The organism is Chamaesiphon sp. OTE_20_metabat_361 (assembly GCF_031364565.1).
In genome coordinates, this window is the sequence record NZ_JANLWO010000367.1 from 1 (window position 1) to 19,375 (window position 19,375).

The 19,375-nt window shown below is 46.6% G+C and carries 18 protein-coding genes, 1 pseudogene and 1 riboswitch; of the genes and pseudogenes, 6 read left to right on the plus strand and 13 right to left on the minus strand.

The genetic code is table 11. From position 1 onward, the window contains the following. A partial coding sequence (locus RMO35_RS10650; protein WP_309741060.1) for an NADP-dependent isocitrate dehydrogenase occupies positions 1–959 on the plus strand: 959 nt, incomplete at its 5' end. 351 nt (positions 960–1,310) lie between these two features. Here the strand turns inward: RMO35_RS10650 and hslO are convergent. The 3 genes from hslO to RMO35_RS10665 all read right to left on the minus strand — a co-directional run bounded on the left by hslO (position 1,311) and on the right by RMO35_RS10665 (position 4,234). Continuing rightward, on the minus strand, positions 1,311–2,207 hold the full coding sequence (gene hslO, locus RMO35_RS10655; protein WP_309741062.1) for an Hsp33 family molecular chaperone HslO: 897 nt from the start codon (positions 2,205–2,207) through the stop codon (positions 1,311–1,313). 60 nt (positions 2,208–2,267) lie between these two features. Beyond that, the gene (locus tag RMO35_RS10660) at positions 2,268–3,716 is read right to left on the minus strand and encodes a TldD/PmbA family protein (RefSeq protein WP_309741063.1); all 1,449 of its coding nucleotides are present in this window, start codon (positions 3,714–3,716) and stop codon (positions 2,268–2,270) included. A gap of 83 nt (positions 3,717–3,799) precedes the next feature. Continuing rightward, positions 3,800–4,234, minus strand: coding sequence for an NUDIX hydrolase (locus RMO35_RS10665; protein ID WP_309741064.1), 435 nt, complete (start codon positions 4,232–4,234; stop codon positions 3,800–3,802). A 282-nt stretch (positions 4,235–4,516) separates the two neighbouring features. Between RMO35_RS10665 and RMO35_RS10670 the strand changes: the two genes are divergently transcribed. After that, complete coding sequence (locus RMO35_RS10670; RefSeq protein WP_309741065.1) at positions 4,517–5,023, plus strand: tetratricopeptide repeat protein; 507 nt, start codon at positions 4,517–4,519, stop codon at positions 5,021–5,023. A gap of 288 nt (positions 5,024–5,311) precedes the next feature. Here RMO35_RS10670 and glgA read toward each other — a convergent pair whose 3' ends face one another. Further along, positions 5,312–6,685 (minus strand): glycogen synthase GlgA, encoded by a 1,374-nt coding sequence (gene glgA / locus RMO35_RS10675; protein WP_309741067.1) that lies wholly within the window; start codon positions 6,683–6,685, stop codon positions 5,312–5,314. A 161-nt stretch (positions 6,686–6,846) separates the two neighbouring features. Next, positions 6,847–8,217: a hypothetical protein gene (locus RMO35_RS10680; protein WP_309741069.1), complete on the minus strand. Its 1,371-nt coding sequence runs from the start codon at positions 8,215–8,217 to the stop codon at positions 6,847–6,849. A 176-nt stretch (positions 8,218–8,393) separates the two neighbouring features. On the opposite strand from RMO35_RS10680, the gene RMO35_RS10685 reads away from it, so the two are divergent. Further along, positions 8,394–9,110, plus strand: a complete 717-nt coding sequence (locus tag RMO35_RS10685) for a heme oxygenase (biliverdin-producing) (RefSeq protein WP_309741071.1) — start codon at positions 8,394–8,396, stop codon at positions 9,108–9,110. A gap of 155 nt (positions 9,111–9,265) precedes the next feature. Here RMO35_RS10685 and RMO35_RS10690 read toward each other — a convergent pair whose 3' ends face one another. The 4 genes from RMO35_RS10690 to RMO35_RS10705 all read right to left on the minus strand — a co-directional run bounded on the left by RMO35_RS10690 (position 9,266) and on the right by RMO35_RS10705 (position 11,634). Further along, positions 9,266–9,682 carry a hypothetical protein gene (locus tag RMO35_RS10690; RefSeq protein ID WP_309741073.1) on the minus strand — a complete coding sequence of 139 codons (417 nt, stop codon included), beginning with the start codon at positions 9,680–9,682 and terminating at the stop codon, positions 9,266–9,268. Further along, a complete protein-coding gene (locus RMO35_RS10695; RefSeq protein WP_309741074.1) occupies positions 9,669–10,082 on the minus strand; it encodes a DUF1636 domain-containing protein in 414 nt (137 codons plus the stop codon). The genes RMO35_RS10690 and RMO35_RS10695 overlap by 14 nt, the downstream gene beginning before the upstream one ends. A 21-nt stretch (positions 10,083–10,103) precedes the next feature. Beyond that, positions 10,104–10,255, minus strand: a riboswitch (cobalamin riboswitch). Positions 10,256–10,390: 135 nt separating this feature from the next. After that, complete coding sequence (gene rsmG / locus RMO35_RS10700; protein ID WP_309741075.1) at positions 10,391–11,131, minus strand: 16S rRNA (guanine(527)-N(7))-methyltransferase RsmG; 741 nt, start codon at positions 11,129–11,131, stop codon at positions 10,391–10,393. A 134-nt stretch (positions 11,132–11,265) separates the two neighbouring features. After that, positions 11,266–11,634 (minus strand): EamA family transporter, encoded by a 369-nt coding sequence (locus RMO35_RS10705; protein WP_309741077.1) that lies wholly within the window; start codon positions 11,632–11,634, stop codon positions 11,266–11,268. Between the two features lie 16 nt (positions 11,635–11,650). Here RMO35_RS10705 and RMO35_RS10710 point away from each other — a divergent pair, with 16 nt between their 5' ends. Next, positions 11,651–13,450, plus strand: a complete 1,800-nt coding sequence (locus RMO35_RS10710) for a glycosyltransferase family 39 protein (RefSeq protein ID WP_309741080.1) — start codon at positions 11,651–11,653, stop codon at positions 13,448–13,450. Between the two features lie 54 nt (positions 13,451–13,504). Continuing rightward, a complete protein-coding gene (locus RMO35_RS10715; protein WP_309741083.1) occupies positions 13,505–14,956 on the plus strand; it encodes a glycosyltransferase in 1,452 nt (483 codons plus the stop codon). A gap of 250 nt (positions 14,957–15,206) precedes the next feature. On the opposite strand, the gene RMO35_RS10720 is transcribed toward RMO35_RS10715, so the two are convergent. Both RMO35_RS10720 and RMO35_RS10725 read right to left on the minus strand, forming a co-directional pair. Continuing rightward, entirely contained in the window at positions 15,207–15,857 is a 651-nt protein-coding gene (locus RMO35_RS10720) for an energy-coupling factor ABC transporter ATP-binding protein (protein WP_309741084.1), read from the minus strand. Between the two features lie 102 nt (positions 15,858–15,959). Then, positions 15,960–16,100, minus strand: coding sequence for a hypothetical protein (locus RMO35_RS10725; RefSeq protein ID WP_309741085.1), 141 nt, complete (start codon positions 16,098–16,100; stop codon positions 15,960–15,962). A 260-nt stretch (positions 16,101–16,360) separates the two neighbouring features. On the opposite strand from RMO35_RS10725, the gene RMO35_RS10730 reads away from it, so the two are divergent. After that, a complete protein-coding gene (locus RMO35_RS10730; protein WP_309741086.1) occupies positions 16,361–17,404 on the plus strand; it encodes a Sll0314/Alr1548 family TPR repeat-containing protein in 1,044 nt (347 codons plus the stop codon). Between the two features lie 139 nt (positions 17,405–17,543). On the opposite strand, the gene RMO35_RS10735 is transcribed toward RMO35_RS10730, so the two are convergent. Together RMO35_RS10735 and RMO35_RS10740 are read right to left on the minus strand one after the other, a co-directional pair. After that, positions 17,544–18,779, minus strand: coding sequence for a transposase (locus RMO35_RS10735; protein ID WP_309741088.1), 1,236 nt, complete (start codon positions 18,777–18,779; stop codon positions 17,544–17,546). A gap of 3 nt (positions 18,780–18,782) precedes the next feature. Continuing rightward, positions 18,783–19,375, minus strand: a pseudogene (locus RMO35_RS10740) (hypothetical protein); the annotation flags it as partial.

Genomic DNA, 19,375 nt, shown 5'->3' on the forward strand with positions numbered 1-19,375 from the left:
TTGAAATCCCCTTTGATGGGGTGGTGCGGGTGTTAACTGCCGCTGGTGAGACATTAATGGAACATCAAGTCGAGCAGGGCGATATCTGGCGGATGTGTCAGACGAAGGATTTACCGATTCAAGATTGGGTAAAACTAGCAGTAAATCGCGCCAGCGCGACGGGTTGCCCGACGATTTTCTGGTTGGATCCAGATCGCGCTCACGATGCGAATATTATTGCCAAGGTGACGGAGTATTTAACCCACCAAGACACGACGGGATTGGATATTCAGATTCTTTCTCCAGTAGCAGCGATGCGATTTACATGCCAACAAATTAAAGCGGGTAAAAATGTTATTTCCGTGACGGGAAATGTGTTGCGGGATTATCTCACCGATTTATTCCCGATTCTCGAACTAGGTACCAGTTCTAAAATGCTCTCGATCGTCCCCTTACTCGCTGGTGGCGGCTTATTTGAGACAGGTGCGGGTGGTTCGGCACCCAAACACGTCCAGCAATTTGTAGAGGAAGGACATCTGCGCTGGGATTCGCTGGGTGAATTTTTAGCTCTAGCAGTTGCCTTAGAAGATTTGGGACAGAAAACAAATAATCCCGATGCACTAATCTTAGCCGAAACACTCGATCGAGCTAATGGTAAGTATTTAGATAATGGCAAATCTCCAGCAGCCAAAGTCCACGAATTAGACAATCGCGGCAGTCATTTTTATCTGGCAATGTATTGGGCGCAGGAGTTGGCAGCACAAGAGAAAAACCCCGAATTGAAGACAGCATTTGGGAAGTTAGCACAACAATTGCAAGAACATGAAACTGCGATCGTTGCTGAGCTAAATGATTCGCAAGGTAAGTCGATCGATCTGGGTGGTTACTATCATCCTGACGCAGAGAAGGCGATTCGGGCAATGCGAGCCAGTGCGGTGTTTAATAGTGCGATCCTAGCTTTAGGATGCGACAATCCTTGAAGACTTCCCCTATCTTAACGTCAGTTCGGGATAAGGATTGCCGCTCAATGACTCCTAGCTCCGTTTCTGCACCGCCCTCAAATGAATTTGGGGCTAATAGCAAAAGTTCGTTTTAACGAACTAATTAATTTGGTAGTTCTCTTCAGAGAACTTGAGCTATGAGCACCGAACTTCCAGTTCAGGGCGGTGTCTAAGCGAAGCAAACTGACTTTGCTTATCCCGAACTGAGGTTATCTTAGGAAACCTCCCGTTCGATGCACCGCTCCGTGACGCGCGCATCCTCAGTCACCATAGCATTAAGGGAGGGGCAATTTATAAATTGCCCCTCCCTTATTTCTCATAACTTACTAATTAACTTTGTAACTGTAATTCACCTACTAATTGGGCAAGCTTATCCTCGCCGACGTGATAGACTTCTCCACAAAAATCACAAGTAGCTTCAGCACCCTTGTCGGTAGCAATCATGTCTTCGAGTTCATCAGTCCCGAGTAGCTTTAGTGCGCCGAGCATCCGTTGCTCCGAGCAAGGACAGTCAAATTTTAGTTCCTTCTCGTCTGGAAATATTTTCAGATCCAAATCGCCTAATAGCTCCTCTAGAATCTCTGGTAGCTCTTTGCCAGATTGTAGTAAGGGTGTGAAGCCTTGCAAACTGCTGACTCGCGATTCTAATAGTTCTACTAATGACTCATCTTGTGCGGCTTTAGGTAGAACTTGAATCAAGATTCCGCCAGCGGATTGCACACTTTGACTATTCATCGAGACGCCTAATACCAACGCTGACGGCGTTTGCTCGGAGCTAAATAGATAGTTGGCAACATCGTCGCCGACTTCGCCAGAGACTAGCTCGACAGTACTAGAGTAGGGACGACCGTAACCCAGATCCCGAAAGACGTAGACAAAACCTTCACTCCCGATCGCGCCGCCCACGTCTAGTTTACCAGCAGCGTTGAGCGGTACTTCGATATGGGGATGATTGACATAGCCTCTAACAGTCCCATCGACGCCAGCATCGACCATCAATCCACCCATCGGGCCGTTGCCTTTGAGTCGGAGATTGACGCGACCAAATTTGACTTTCATGCCGGATGTCAGCAATAATGCCGCCGTCATCGCGCGTCCCAAGGCGTCTGTAGACACGGCTGAGAGCCGATGACGCACTCTAGCTGTTTCGGTGAGGGTGGTGGTAATTGCCCCTACTGCTCGAATTTTGCCACCTGCTGCTGTTGCTCGAATCAGTCGATCGGTCATAATTTCCCTTGAATATTCCTGTTCATATTTTAGGTGTTGCCCACCTCAGATTCTAGGGTGTTAATCCCCACCAAAGATTTCGATATCGGTAAAGGCGGCAACGGGTGCGCCGTGCCCCACCCAGACGATTTGATTGGGTTCGCCTTTACCGCAGAACGGAGAACCGTACATTTCCCAGGTGTTGGCGTTGCCGATTTGAGCCAGATTGCCCCAGAATTGGGGCGTGACGCCGCGATAATTGGGGTTGCGGACTGTTTGAGTCAATTTGCCATTTTCGATCAGTTTGGCGTACTCACAGCTAAACTGGAATTTGTGGCGACGATCGTCGATCGACCACGAGCGATTGGATTCCATATAGATGCCTCGATCGATCCCACCGATAATGTCATCAAAGCTTTTATCGCCCGGTTCGAGGTTGATATTTGCCATCCGGTCGATCGGCGGACGATTCCAGCTACAGGCGCGGCTGCAAGCGACTCCCGGCAGATCCAGTCGCGCTTGGCTTTCCAAGCTGCCTAAGCCACGTTCGAGTACGCCATCGCGGATGATATATTCCCGCGTCGCACTAGCACCGATATCATCGAAACTGTAGCTGGCAAATTCTCCCGAGACGGTCGGATCGAAGGTAATATTCATCAAGGTTGAACCGTAGACGAGATTGCCAAAATCTTCGGGTTTGACAAAACTACCGCCCGCATAGTTGCGTTCATCACCTAAAATCCGGTCTAATTCCAGCGGATGTCCGACACTTTCATGGATTTGCAATAGTAATTGATCCGGTGCGAGGACGAGTGTGGTTGTCTCTGTCGGACATTCGATCGCCGTCAGCAATTCTACAGCCTGTTCGCCGACTTGTTGCACCCGCGCCCACAGATCGGGCGTGAGAAAGTATTCCATGCCGCCCTGATAGCATTTTGCCAGTCCGCCGCGATCGCTCCGATGCTGGATGAGCGCGCCATCCTGGGCGGTGGCGGCATAGTCTGTGGTCATTAACAAGAATTTCTGATAGACATCGGAACCATTGCTACTAACAAACCAGCTTTCGATTTCGCGAGTAATAATCGTGGCACTAGTTTGGACGATCTTTTCACCGACTTTGAGCGTATGACAAATCTTGCTCAGTTGGTCGCTAATTTCGCCAGGAGTCAGGCTATTAAATGGTTGGAGGGTCGGGGAGACGTATTGCCCGACTACCTTGGGTCGCTGGGCGATCGCGATCGGGTAGATCCGATATGCGCTGGCGGCTAGTGCTTGGTGATAAGCAGCAGTGGCGGCAGATTGAATACCCGTCGGGGTGACAATATTGGTAGCACCATAGCCGATTTGCCCATTCACCAGGACTTCGACCATCACACCTTCACTAATGGTCGTACTATTATTTTGGGGCATTCCGTCTCGCGCCGATCGGGCGATCGAGACTTCCCGCACTTTCCGCAGTCCCAGCCAATCGACGGGGAGATCGATACCTTCGAGTAAGTCGCTCAGTTGGGGTATTGTCGCAGTACTCATTAGTCAGCCTGATAGTGTGGGACTTTTCTAATTTTACTCATTTTGTGAATGTGTTGGTGCGTTTTCCTGCGGAGTAACGCACCCTACGACCTAATTCCTGGGCGGATTTGATAGTGGCGATATCTTAGATAATCCTGAAGAATTTGGCCGTGATCGAAACATAATTGCGACGGAATTTCCCACGGTGCAAAGATGCCGACACTCTTGGCATCATCTTGCGCGATCGGTTCTCCGGTTGCTGTAGCGATAAATACTAGACTAATCGTATGCTGCCGAGGATCGCGATCGGGTGCTGAATACAAATGAAATTGTTCGATCAATTTTACATCTAAGCCGATTTCTTCTTTGGCTTCTCTGACTGCGGCGGATTCTAATGACTCTCCATAATCTACAAACCCGCCAGGTAATGCCCAGCCATGAGGCGGATTGAGCCGTTCGATCGCGATAATGGGACGATGGGGTCGATCGATTAATTCGATAATAATGTCTACTGTCGGGGTGGGATTGCGATAAGTCATACCAATTTTTTTGAATTAGGGCGATTGTTTTGAGGTAAGAGGTAAAAGGTAATAGGTAAGATCGATTTTGATGTGCGGCTAGAGATTGGGATCGGTATTAAATAATTAATTTAGTGTCGATCGCGATCCTGCTTGTCTCTGGTGATAAATTCGAGATCGATTTGTGATTCGATCCCTATTAGCTGTGATTTGTAGAGGTTATGGTTGTTAATACAAACTCTGTCGATCGAGATTCAAATAGTCAGCAGCTATCACACAAATATGTCACAGTCTACCTATGCTATGAGAGAGCCAATCGCTACCGATATCCTGGCTTCAGCTAATGCAAAGTATAAAAATCGCGACTATCTGGGAGCATTGACAGAATATACCGAAGCTATTGGGATCGATCCGAGCAATGCCCTAGCTATCTGTTGTCGCGGGGTAGCTTACTATAAACTAGGTGACGACCAGGATGCGATGAGAGACTACACCCGCGCGATCTCGATCGATCCAAAATTGGCAATTGCTTACTACCGCCGGGGCTTTTTACATTATTTAGCTCAAGATTATTCGAGTGCGATTGCTGACTACAATAAGGCAATCGCACTTCAACCAGATTTTGCACTGGCTTATTCCAATCGTGGCTATGCTTATCGAGATATGTATGGTGAGCAAGAAGCACTCATCGATTGGCGATTTGCCGCTAAATTATTTAAAGAGCAAGGTAATATCACTAAGTATAAAAGTACGATGAGATCGATCGAGCAAATTTATGATGACGCTAGTTGTGGTTCAGGAATGTTGTAGCAATCGACAGAGAATGCCTACGATTACAATCGTTGCTAATGTTGCAAAGTCCGCGTAGGCGAACTAGTAGTCTGTGGCATAAGTAGAGTGGGTATTCACTTTGGCTTCGCTCAGTGAGCGGAGCCGTTGGCGTAGCCTGCGCTTTGCGCTTACTGAGCGGTGAAAAAGCGAGGGGAAACTTCCGCCGTCCAGTACTAGTTAATCAGTCCGCGTAGGCGGACTTTGCACTCCGTTCGCGTAGCGTCTGCCTTGCAGATACGGCGGTTTCTAACCGCTGGAGTTACTTAACTACTCAACAAAAATAGATTTGTATAGTACTTCATATTCTTGCGCTGATTTATCCCAACTAAAATCAGTTGCCATCCCGCGCTGTTGGAGTTCTTGCCATTGCGGTTGATAATGGAAACTTTCCTCAGCACGTACCATACAGGTAAATAGATCCAAAGCTTCATATCGATCGAAACAATACCCCGTACCCTGGTGATGCTGCGGATCGTGGTGAGTCACTGTATCGACTAGTCCCCCCGTGCGCCGGACAATCGGGACGCAACCATAGCGCATCGCCAACATCTGAGAAATCCCACAAGGTTCAAATCGACTCGGCATCAGGAAGGCATCCGAACCAGCATAAATCCGCCGGGAGAGCGATTCATTGTACATTAGGTAAGTTGCCATCCGTCCGGGATAACGCGAGGCGAGTTGCCACAGTTGCGTCTCATAATTGCGATCGCCAGTCCCCAAGACCACGAATTGAGCGGTAGTATAAGCCAAAAAGCGATCGAGTGTCTGGAGCATCAGATCCAAACCTTTTTGCTCTACTAATCGCGATACCATTCCTACCAAGAAGGTGTCGGGATTGATGGCTAAGCCAACTTCCTGCTGGAGTGCGGCTTTATTTTTGGGACGATCTGCGAGAGTTTTGGTAGTAAAATTCTGGACTAAAGCTTTATCATTTGCCGGATCGTAGACTTCGGTATCAATGCCATTGACGATACCCGACAACCGCCCACTAATGAAAGATAGTAACCCTTCAATCGTCTCACCATACTCGATCGTCTGAATTTGTGCGGCATAAGTCGGCGAAACTGTATTGACGCGATCGGCATATTGTACCGCCGCCGCCATGGTATTGTGACCTTGCATATACCACGGACACCAGGTAATCCGCTCCAGGTACCACCGCCACGGCCCTTGGTAAGCTAAATTGTGAATGGTAAAGATCGTACTGATATCGGGATCTTGGTGCATCCAGACGGGTAGCATTCCGGTATGCCAGTCATGACAGTGGAGAATATCTGGCTTCCAATAGTTCCAGCAAAACTCCGCCGCGCCATTAGCAAAAAACGTAAACCGCCAATCTTCATCCTCACCGCCATAAATCCGCAGCGGATCGAATACTGGATGCCCAAATAAGTACAGTGGGACATCGGTACCGGGCAAAACTGTCTCATACACCGCAAAGTGATTAAACATCGCGTAGCCATTCCAGACTGGCTCGTAGGGAATATCTAATTTACCAACTAGCGAACCATAATAAGGCATGAAGATCCGAACGTCATGACCCATTTTCCGCAAGAACTTGGGAAGCGCACCAACAACATCACCCATCCCACCAACTTTTGCAATGGGCGCAGCTTCCGCTGCCACAAATAAAATTTTCATAGCTATTTTTTATATTTAGGTATCCGATCCTAATGACATTAGGATAGTCATCTCAGCCATCATACCAGCCATCCAGACCCCAAATTGATTAAAATCTAGATACCTTGGTGTATTGCCCTCCAGTATTATTTCTAATTAATAATTATTAACTATTAGTTATTTTAAAGATATTCTAGTAATCTCGGTCTCACGCCAAATAAAGTAAGGATAGCAATGCTCCCTAGCGCAGCCGTAGTATATATCTCAAAATTTTCGACGCGATTATTGCCAAGTTTGATATTTTTCTCAAATTCTTTTTTATTCAATTCCATTAATTCAGTATGCAGATTTTTGTAGCGATCGAATGCCCAATTCGATTCACCAGGATTGGTACCGACACACAAGGCGATCGCTTCAGCTACTTTGCCACTGCGATATAGTTGGCGAATTTGTTTATCGATTTTGAGATAATCGTTAAATGAGCGAAGTGTCTCGATTGCCAGTTTTCGCTCGCCATTAAAGGTAATATTATTTAGTGCATTTGTGAATAATCCAGTTACTTCTCCAGACTTGATGTCTAACGAAGTATTGAGAATCACATTCTCGATCGATAAATTGGGTGGTATGGTAAGAATTTTAGCAACCTTGTCATTAAATGATTGCTCGTGCTTGGGACTGTTTGCTCGATCGAGCAGATAACGGCTCTCGTCGGCGTTAGCTTTATATGACAAAGAGCGCATTTGTCGCAGCGCATATAAAGAGTCGAAAGCATCAGCTTTGGCTACTTTTAAATTTGCAGTCGCGCCAACAAAAGAACTAATTGTATATCCTAAAATAACGATCGCGATCGCGGTTGCTCCGAGTAACGGTAAATTTAGAACCCGCCGCATTCGTTGATAGATAAAGATCTGCATGATGACTAAAATCGCAATCTGAATCAATCCAACGATCGCGATCGCCAAGCCGATTCCACCATTAGTAAAACGTTGCCGCGTATAACTTTTTTCTAATTCTTGCGAATTTACTCGACCTAATTGTTCGGCTTGGGGAATGATGTCCCGATCCATTAAAGTAGCGGCACTCTGATAGATATTCAATGCACCCGCAAGATCTCCGCGTTTATGCGCTTCTCTGGCTGATTGAAGCTTCAATAAATAAGCACTGTTGTTTAATTGTAAACCTTGAATGATTCGCTCTTCTTCTGGATAGGTAATATTTCTGGCGGCTGCTACCAATCGATCGGCAATTTTTTTGCGATTTGTCTCAAAATCTGCTAACACTTGCCGATTTGCTCCTGGTTTCAATAGCAATTCATTTGCCAAGCTCGCATCCATATCGGCAAATGAATCTTGTAGTTGCTGCGCTGTGAGAATACTCGGTGCAGCATCTTTACCGACAGTCTTGAGCGCTTGGCGCTGGGCGTTGACACCATAGATGCTAATAATTAACATCAATAAGCTAATTCCCCATGTCGCATACCAACCACTGCGGAGAATTTGTGGTGTATTGAACTTAGTGGCTAATTTTTGAGCTGAGCTGGGAATAGCGGTCATCTGAATCGTGCTCCAAATTATCAAAATAATCCTGTCGGGTGGAAATATTGCCATCCAACTCATCATTGGGATTCAATGTAGCAAATATGTTGCATGGTCATAAATCTTAATAGTAATTCTCAGCAAATTATCTTAAGCTAACAGATTAGTGGATATATATTCGGAATATTTTTAACATGACTTCTAATCTGGCTACTAAATTGCGTGAAGGTACTAAAAAATCTCATAATATGGCAGAGAATACGGGCTTCATCGCCTGCTTCCTCAAAGGCACTGTGGAAAAGAAATCCTATCGTAAGCTAGTCACCAACCTCTACTTCGTCTACTCGGCGATGGAAGAGGAAATGCACAAACGTGCCCACGACCCAATTTTAGCCAAGGTCTTCTTTCCCGAACTCGATCGTAAGGCTGCACTAGAGCAAGACTTAGCCTTCTATTATGGTGCCAACTGGAAAGAGCAAGTAGCACCCTCAGAAGCTACTAAAAAGTACATCGCACGGATTCACGAAGTTGCCGAGCAAGATCCCGCACTAATGGTAGCACACCTCTACACCCGCTACCTGGGCGATCTTTCTGGCGGTCAAATCCTCAAAAAAATTGCGGTAAATGCGATGAAACTCACCGACGGTGAAGGCACCGCGTTTTATGAGTTCGCCCAAATCCCTGATGAGAAAGTATTCAAAGCTAACTATCGTCAAGCAATGAACGATCTTCCCATTGACGAAGCCAAAGCCGACGCCGTTGTCGATGAAGCCAACGCCGCCTTTGGAATGAACATGATTATGTTCACAGAATTAGAAGGTAATCTGATCAAAGCAATCGGAATTCAATTATTCAATCTCCTCACTCGCAAACGCAATCGCAATGGTGGCGAATTGGCGACAGCGGAGTAGGGAGTAGGGAGTAGGGAATAGGGGATAGGGAATAGGGGATAGGGAATAGGGGAGACTGGGGGACTGAGAGTTTCTTGCTCCATTACCTCTTACCTCTTACCTTTTACCTTTTACCTCTTACCTCTTACCTCTTACCTTTTCCTAAAGCCTACCCTCTACCCCCTATCCGAAACCCATCGCCGACAGACTTGTTGATAACAGTCTGGCGGCGAAATTTTGAGGTTTTGACACCAGCCGATATCGAGATTGGTATTAGACTCGATCGCAAAAATTAGCTCGGTTTGGGGGTGATAATTAGTGACAGCAGTAATGATCGGCTCGATCGATCGATCGGGTATCAGCCATTCTTGGAGATAGATCGCAAGCTGTGGCTGGGGAACATAGCGAAAATTGAGATCCGACAACAACGAATCGCTCCCACGAGCATCAGCATCGCCAAAGAGGTCTACTGGGCTGCTAATTGCTACAATTCCCCGATCGAAATTTAGATAGCCTTGCCAAGCCCGATTGCCAATCCAGAGGAAGTTTTGAGCAAAAAGGCTGGTGCGGCTCGACGTATTATAGTGCCGCATGGGAAGGTGTAGGTACGAAGAGGGGGGGGATCTTGGCGAGGATGCCTTGCTTGAGCGGTGCGGGACGTTCTGCCCACGGTAGCACTCCAGTCGGATGCTGATAGTATTTCTCGGCACAGTTTAGGATATTGCCCAACTCCACAGTGGGATCGTCGCTAGCAATGTCCCCAAATAGATAGGTATGCTTGCCAGCAGCGGCAAAAGAAATCGCACAAGAGCGACTACAAGCACTCATACAGCCAACGGCTTGAATCGGAAACTCTGCTGCCAAATCCCAATCTCGATGCAAGGTTTCCAGCTCTTGGAGCAGCCGTTCGCCAGCACTGGTACCAACGCGCTGACCATCTTGCCACTTACTGCCGCAAGTGGTACAAACAAATAAACAATGTTGTGGGTTCACCTAATACCTCGTAGGTTAAATTGAACTAGATATAGTGCTGGCGGGCATTCTGACTCGATCGCGGCGCAGTTACCAGCGATTTACAGTTGCGGGACAGTGTTGGATTTTCACCAAGCTTTCCCCATTACTTCGAGTGGCTGTTCCCCACTCAAACCAGATCTGAAGTTTCATTATACAGGTTCTGAGATCGCTTACAGAAAATTCGATCGCTCATCACTGACGATCGGGTTTCTCATAATCGATCGAGCATTATTAGTGCATCTGTATTATAATTTTCTCGATTTCAGAGTACTCACGCGACCTGTAAACTACAATGGTTTTTGGGTCGGAATTCCGATCGCTCGTGGATAGTAAGGATGCGTATCGGTAGTTTTATGTAGCCAGATACAGTGGCGGATGCTGTTAGTAAGCGGAGTATAAAATAAATCTGTTTTAACGATTTCACCACCTAATTTAGCAACTGCTAATTCGAGACTACTAGCTTCTTCCTCAGTCCAATTACCCCGATAGAGGATGGCTGTACCGCCAACTTTGACTAATGGTAGTGCATATTCAGCACAAACATTTGCTGAGGCTACCGCTCTTACTAGGGCGAGATCGTACTGATGACGGTGTTGTCTTTGCTGTCCTAATTCTTCAATTCGACTCACTAGCGGATGAATATTTGGGAGGTCAAGTTCGGGCGCAATCGATTCGATAAATCCAATCTTTTTATTAGTAGAATCAACTAAAGTAAGCTGCCAATCGGCTCTAGCGATCGCGAGTGGCAATCCGGGGAAACCAGCACCAGTACCGATATCGATGACTTGGAACGCTCTAGAGTCGCTAATTAACTCGCCCACACCGCGCACGGAATCCCACAAATGTTTTTCCCAGAATTCTTCAGGCGCGGTAATTCTAGTGAGGTTTAATTGTTGGTTGGCAGTAATTACTTCTGTATATAAAGCTTGGAGCTGTACTTGCTGTCGATCGCTCGGACACCAATCGATACCTTGCCATACGTCTACATTTGGTAAGGAGGTTGAACTAGGTATTGATGAAATATTCATGCAGGTAATTAATAATTAATAATGTGTGTATTGCAAATAAGTGAATTTTGTAGGGTGGGCACTGCCCACAATATTTAAAATAATTAGATCTACTGCTTATTAATTTTAGACAATTACAAAATGCAAGCTAGAATTTACTTATGTGAAACGACTAAGACGACCCCAAGGGAAATAGCAGCTAAACCAATAATTTGCATAAAAGCGATCGACTCACGAAACCAAAAGTGACCGATTAATACCGAACAAATATAACTGAGTGAAATTGCGGGAGCGGCAATACTTAAATTGACGCGAGTGAGGAGGAGAATATAGACAACTGCCCCGATCGCATAGCAAGTTAAACCAACTAATAATTCTGGAGTGGTAACGATACTAAAGATATGATTTAGGGCGTTATCGACCTCAACTTTTCCCAGTTTAACAGCGCCCAGCTTGAGAAAAAATTGACCGCATACGCCAGCTAAAACCGAGATTAGTAGTAAACTGAATTCTGATATGGTCACAATTTAATCCTTGAGTGTGAATATACACAAATATGTATTGCTGGGGCAGAGATTTCCCCGATCGAGCCTGTTACTATTTGCTCTACCATTATTATTAATTAATGGCGAACATCAGAGTTTGATGCCTCATGATGAGGGTTACTATGCAATTCAAGCTCGCTGGATCTGGGAGAGTGGCGACTGGCTGACACCGCAATGGTGGGGTCTCCCAATTTACGATCGGACGATCGGTATTCAGTGGCTGATTGCGTTAGCTTATCATCTGTTTGGACTCAATGAGTTTAGCGTGCGGCTACCCAGCGCGATCGCTTGTCTGGCGAGTGTATTATTGACCTATGAGATGGGGATAATCCTCTTCAATCGGCAGATTGCATGGTTGGGTGCGGCGATCTTGATGTTGATGGGACTATGGGTAAGTGAGGCTCACACGGCGCAGCAGAATACAGCATTGGTGGCAATTGAGTTACTTGGGATTTGGGCATTGTTAAAGATTGCAGATTCCCAGTCTATCAGTTTATCATCTTCAGGCTGGCGGAGCTGGACTGGAGTCTCGATTCTCCGATGGAGAGGCTACGCCAACGAGCGGAGTTGGCTGTGGGGACTGCTGGCTGGGGCATCTGTCGGCGGGGGCTTCTTGCTCAAGGGATTTATGATTTTTGTGCCGATTGTCGCGCTCTTACCTTATGCGATCGATCGCCAGCGTTACCAGAAATTTTTGACGAATCCAGGGATTTATATCGGTTTAATTTTTGGTGCCATTCCCACTGGCTTATGGTTGATTTTAAGTTGCGTTAAATATGGGGGCTTGATGCCAGTCCAAGAGTTAGTTAATAAACTGCTCTTTCTTTCAAAAACAGATACTTATAATCCCGGCCCTTTTTATTATCTCTGGAATCTCCCCCTAAATATTTTCCCTTGGGCATTATTTAGTGCAATCGGCACGATCGTGGTGTGGCGGAAACTTTTGCCAATTAATTACTTCGCCATCAGTTTAACGCTAGGTTATCCGATCTGCTTATTTATTTTATTGAGTTTATTTCGGACGCGGATGGCATATTATACGATGCAATTATTGCCACTGATGGCATTGCTCGCAGCCGCAGCCTTTGTCCAATTTGGACAAATTAGCCGTCAACAAATTGGCGGATATCGGTTGGTAACTTGGCTCGGCTATGCTTTTAGTGGCTTGGGAATTATTCTGGCAGTCGCGGGCATTTTAGTCGCGATCGTTGGCGTAGCCTCTCCATCGGAGAATCGACCGTTATGGGGGCTGGTTATCCCGCCAGAAATACGGATTTATGCGTTACCTGCGATTGCGCTCGGAGGCGGCTGGATAACGATTCCTAGCTTGTGGCGACGTTGGCAACCACCTGCTACCCCATTCTGGTTGGCTGGTTGGTTACTTCCCGCTTGGATGGCGATTGTCGGCTTTGGACTGCAAGGTGCATTGACAGATAAAAGTCCAGACTTTAGAACTGCATTCGATCGACTGATGACCGATCGATTCATGGTATCAACATTGGCAAGCAGCCTCGATAAGCAGCCTGTAAATCTCTTCATCGACAATATAGCAGCAGAAGGCTTTGGACAGCCTAGCAAGCACGATCGCGCCCTCACAACGGACGAACATAAAACCCTGATTTTATTGAGCTTTTACACGCCACATTTAGGCAAACAGCTCGATAGCTTTACCGATTTGCCCGATCGGTCTTATGCTTGGACATTGAGCGTCCCGCCCCAATTAACAGCTCGCACGCGCGTTATTGGTAAAGTACAAGGTTGGCAACTAATTCAGAAAATTAGCAGTGGTGGCTAGTGGATTAGATCGGAGTTTTGTATTATGCTTTGCTATTATGTGTGAGGAAAATCCATGTCTAATCGATTAGTTAGCGAGCGCACTCAAAAACATTTTGATGCCATTGCCTTAAAACTAGATTGGTGGGCGCAACGCAATCGGTATTATTATCGAGATCTCGATCGATTGCACCAATTCTTAATCCCGGCAGGTAGTAAAGTATTAGAAATTGGGTCTGGTACTGGGGATGCACTGGCAAAGATCGATCCAGATTTAGGTGTGGGTATTGACTTTTCATCAGTCGCGATCGATCTGGCAAAAACTAAATATCCCCATTTACATTTCTATTGTATAGATGCCGAGCAGCTCGATTTACAAACGCTAACGGAGTACCCTTTACTTGCTACTAGATTTGATTATATTATCTTGTCCGAAGTCTTAGGCAATCTCACGAATATTCAACAAGTACTCACAAATTTACAGCAGCTATGTCATCCTCAGACGCGGATAGTAATTAACTTTCATAACTTTCTGTGGGAGCCAATTTTAAATCTTGCCGAACGGATCGGACAGCGCCGTCCCCAACCGCCACAAAGCTGGTTGTCGATGAATGATGTCATCAATTTATTAAATATTACTGGCTATCAACCAGTAAAAATTGGTAGAAGATGTTTACTGCCTAAATATATCCCGATTGTTTCAAATTTTGTCAATCGTTATATCAGTCCATTGCCGATCGTCAATCACCTCGGCTTGACTAATTATATCGTCTCGCGCCAGCAGGTCGATCGTCCTAATAGTCACGATTATTCTGTCAGTGTGATTATTCCCGCCCGGAATGAAGCCGGAAATATTGCCGCTGCGATCGAGCGATTACCCCGGCTGGGCAAACATACTGAAGTCGTGTTTGTTGAAGGCCATTCCCAAGATGATACTTGGGATAAAATTCAAACATTAGTGCGAGAATATACGGGTGAATTTACGCTGCAAGCATTTCAACAAACAGGCAAAGGTAAAGGTGACGCTGTAAGATTGGGCTTTGAAAAAGCCACTGGCGATATCTTAATTATCTTAGATGCCGATCTAACAGTCCAACCAGAAGAACTAGTAAATTTTGTGAGTGCGATCGTCAGTGGACGCGGCGAATTTGTCAATGGTTCGCGATTGGTTTATCCTTATTCGCAAGCTGCGATGCCGTGGCTGAATACTTTAGCAAATAAATTTTTTGCCCTAGTTTTTTCCTTCCTGCTCGGACAGAATATTAAGGATACTCTCTGCGGAACTAAGGTATTATGGCGGGATGATTATCTGCGGATCGTTGCTAATCGTAGCTACTTTGGCGACTTCGATCCCTTTGGTGATTTCGATTTGCTCTTTGGTGCTGCTAAGCTAAATCTACATATCGTCGAAGTGCCAGTACGCTATCAACCCCGCACCTATGGTGAGTCAAATATCGCCCACGTTCGCGAGGGGTTAGTATTGCTAAGAATGTGTCTGTACGCCGCTCAGAAAATTAAATTTGTTTAGCCGCTAATCGGTAGGGGCAATTCAAATACTCTTACCAATTGGCTAACTTAACGTCAGGCTTCGTTCTAGTACTGCCACCGATTAAAATCGGGGCTAGTAATGCAAAGTCCGCCTGTCTTGAAAAGGTGCTTCACTTGGGGAAACCCCAAGAACGCACTTTTCGCTACGCGGACTAGTTAATCAGTCCGCGTAGGCGGACTTTGCATCACTAGCCGAGACTTCCAGTATCCAGGCATTTCTTATCTCGAACTTACGTTAACTTACCATCAACAATTTTAGCTTCAGTCAACTTGCCCCGATCGATCTGCCAACATTTATCGGCGATGGCGAGTAAATCCCCCGCATCGTGAGTCACCACTAATAGTGTCCATTGCTGCTTGAGTTGGGCGAGCAAATTTACCAACTGCTGGCGCATCGACCAATCTAAGCCCGCTGTCGGCTCATCTAAGAGCAGTAAATGGGGTTGCCTAATTAATTGCACCGCCAGGGCTAATCGCCGCTGCTGTCCGCCGCTGAGGGCGTGTGGAGAACGCTGTAACGGCAGATCTGCTAAACCGACAGAGATCAGAGCTTGCTCGACGCGCTCGGCTCCGAGTTCGGGATGTCCCAGTCGCAATTCTTCTAAGATAGTATTAGTGCAAAAATGCCGCTCGGGAAACTGAAATACCAGTCCGCCTAGTTGCTGAAGCAGCTCGGTATCTAAGGCTCGATCGCGCCAGTAGACACCCCCACTCGTACCACTCGCCAATCCTGATAAAATCTCTAGTAGTGTGCTTTTGCCCGAACCGCTGGCACCGACGATCAGCCCCAATTGCTGGGGTGCTAATTCTAAGTTAAGATCCTGGAGGATGGCTCGATCGCTAGCCGGAGGATGGTAGGAGAGGTGTTTGAGTTTGAGCATCGGGGAGAGGGAGGATAGGCTTTGGGCTTTAGGTTTTAGGCTTTGGGCTTTGGGTTTTAGGCTTTAGGGAAAAGAGGCTACCAGATAGCTTTGAAGTGTAGTCTATGTCAGTTGAATAATTGCAGATAGTAGGGTGGGCACTGTCTTGACGCGCTTAACTTGGAGGGAACCTCCTGTCTTACCGCCCTCAACCTGGAGGAAACCTCCAGAACGGGGCGGCGCAAAGCGCGCGTCGCTGCCCACCAACTAGTTTTCAGGTGTAATCTATCTGATAAATAATGACAGCTACTTACTTAAAAAAAGCGCGATCGATCTTTATTGTGCAACATCAACCTAGAGTAATGACAAATTGGAACATCCGATCGATACTCACGTCCAGACAATACGACATATAGCAATTGTTACACTACTGGTAGCGACGGCTGAATCCAAAATCGATCGATACCTAGCTCCAAACTTCGACTATTATCTCTCTAGATCGACTATTTACCAGCTACTAATCCATGAAATTTAAGTTTTCGCTACATACTCTCCTCACTTTCGCTACTGGTGTAACTCTTGCTCAATCGACGATACTCGCCCCGATTAGTCAGTTAAACCCCACCATTACCGCAGTAGCTAGCAAGCCAGCACCAAAGCCGAATAGTAATATGCTGTTTCCCGCCGCTGGGAATAATACGAAACAGGGGTCAAATGTCGAGCGGGCAAAGGAATCCATGTTTAGAGATGGGAATTATGTCAAAGCCAGACAATATCTCAATAGCGCACTCAAAACCGAACCAAACGAACCATTAACTTATGCGATGAATACTCTCTATCCCTTTAGCGCCGGGGATTATGAGAGCGTGAGAGATTACGGTGAAAAAACTACTAGGGCTGCCCAGCGACTGATGAAAACCAACCCGCTGCGGGGGAATTTGTATCAGGGAGTGGGTTTGGCAATCCTCAGCGCTTATGAAATGAAGAAGGCAAATGGTGGTGCTTTGGGTGCTTTGAGTAAGCTCCAAAAAGTATTTGAGTATATGGATAAAGCTAAAAAGATCGAACCGAATAATCCAGAATTAAATCTAATTAAGGGTTATATGGATCTACTTTTAGCTGTCAATGTACCATTTTCCGATACCGATCGAGCACTCGAACAATTACAAAATGCCCAACCTCGATATCTAGCCCTCCGAGGAATGTATATCGGTCATCGCGATCTGAAAGAGTATGATAAAGCTAATATCGCGATCGATGCCGCCCGCAAAATTGCCCCGCAAAATCCCGAGTTAACTTACTATAAAGCTCAGCTACTCGCCATTCGCGGGCGTGAGAAAAACAATGAAACCGAGCTGAAAGAGTCGATTAAACTATTTGAAGTTGCGTATAAAGGACGCGATCGATTATTGCTCTCAACCATCTCTCAAATTCTCTCCGAACGCTGTCAAGCTAAAGCAGCACTAGCTAAGACAAGTAATGAGACTTGCTACGGCTTTGAAGCCAAACTTAAACAAGATAACCCCAATCTGGTAGTTGGATTGACGAAGCTACCTGCGTTGAATTAGATGGGAGATGGGAGATGGGAGATGGGAGATGGGAGATGGGAGATGAATAGGCGAGATGGTGTTCGCCGGATATCGGTTTTAGAGTAATTAATTATCTCTAAGTTTTCTGACTTTTCCGATCCCAACTCCCAACTCCCAGCTAATTAAGTGAATAAATATTCCCATCCACTAATAGACAGGTAATTCCCTTCGATCGCAGATGTTGGGTAGTCTTATAAAAGATCCGACTATCTGGTACCTTGATCACGCGTTGAGTGCGTTGATTGGAAAATCTTTTGGCTACGCGATGATTATCAAAAACGGGTAAAGTGCGCTGTTGAGTTTCTTTATCGGGAAGTTGACCGAGATCGGCAAAATCCTTAAGCGGTCGCACGATTAGCTCGGCAAACTTATCGATCACGATATAGCAGGTGCGCGGTAATGTCGCTTGAGACAGCGGTTTGACTTGAACGTGCAAGCGATCTTCGGTCAACAGCGGCTGATAAGGCGATGATGGTGATTCCTCGTCCCAATCTTCAGCATCAGAGTCATCAGATTCATCATCCTCATCATCGCCATCGGCAATTTCTTCCCCAAACATTGCTGCTAGCAGGTTGACATCTTCTGGTTCGTTATCTTCGTCACTCTCATCAGTGACGGCTTCGACAGGTGGTGCGGGCGGTGGCGGCGGATTAGCGTAGCGCTCTTTAGAATCGGCAAGTATTTCTCGCAGCACTGGCGTACGGGAAATTGGTGGCGCAATCGGGGTCTTAGGAACAGCAGTTGCGAATGTGTCGATGTCATTATCGATGTCATCGCTGATGTCTTCGGTTGCCACAGCAGATGTTTCAACTGGGGTGTTGAGGCTGGTTGTTGTCGGCGTTGGTTTATCGATTTGGGCTACCGCTCCGGCTGTCTGCTGGCTATCGGGTGCGGAGGAACGACGCCGCACGCGACGGCTGGCACTAGTATCTTCGATCGCCTTGTCACGATCGGCGGTATCAAGTTTTGGAGCGATCGGATCTGCTAAAATCTCATCGAGTGTGGTGAGTGATTCGAGTTGTGTGAGTGCTAATGTCTCTAGTTCGGGGTTACTTGCGGGTAGGTCGATTGACAAGCTGGGAGCCTCGACGCTCGGGATCTCGGCTGTGCTACTGGTGAGCGAGTCTACTACCAGTGGAATCGAAATTTCTGCTTCGCTGCTGCCTTTAGTACCCCGTTTTTGTTGGATTAAGACTTCATATTCCGCTTCGGGAATACTCGTTTTGAGTAGGCGACTGATCGTAGAATTGCTGACTCCATAACGACTTGCCAGAGATGCAGTAGTATCTCCAGACTGACGGTAAAGATCGACGATCTCCAACTTATCTGCATCGGTAATTTTTTTAGAACTCATGTTTTACTTTATAGCAGTCCGTCGGCGAGCTAGACGGCGAGCGCGAATGGAGTTATCAAATTCTAGCGCAGCCGCGATGCCAAACTGCACGATCCCAAATATCCAGAACACTTCCATAATAAAGCCACTTTCGTATCCTTGCACTCGATCGTTAGCATAAGCAAACCAAGTATCGGCAATATAAAAACATAATACAGCTTGAGCGGCCATTCGCCAGGGCAATCCTAATTGACCGCCCCAAAATCCCAACAGTAAAATTACCGCCAACGTCAGCAATACCAGATCGCACAGGACATAAAACAAATTGAAGGTACTGACCAATGGACGCATCGAGCGATCGATCGCCAGCACCCACTCAGGCGGACGTGCTGGCGCGGGGACGGGACTTTGGGGGACTGCGGGGGATGGAATGACCTGAGTGACGATGGATGTCCCTTGCGGCTGTGTACCGACCACCGCTATCGGCGGTAACAGGATCCGCTCAGCTCTAGCCGGGATCGTCGTCAACCAACACCCGAGCGTCAAACCGACCGCTACTACTCCAGCGACGATCGTCCATTGCTGCGGTACCAATCGAACATCTCGATCGAGAATTG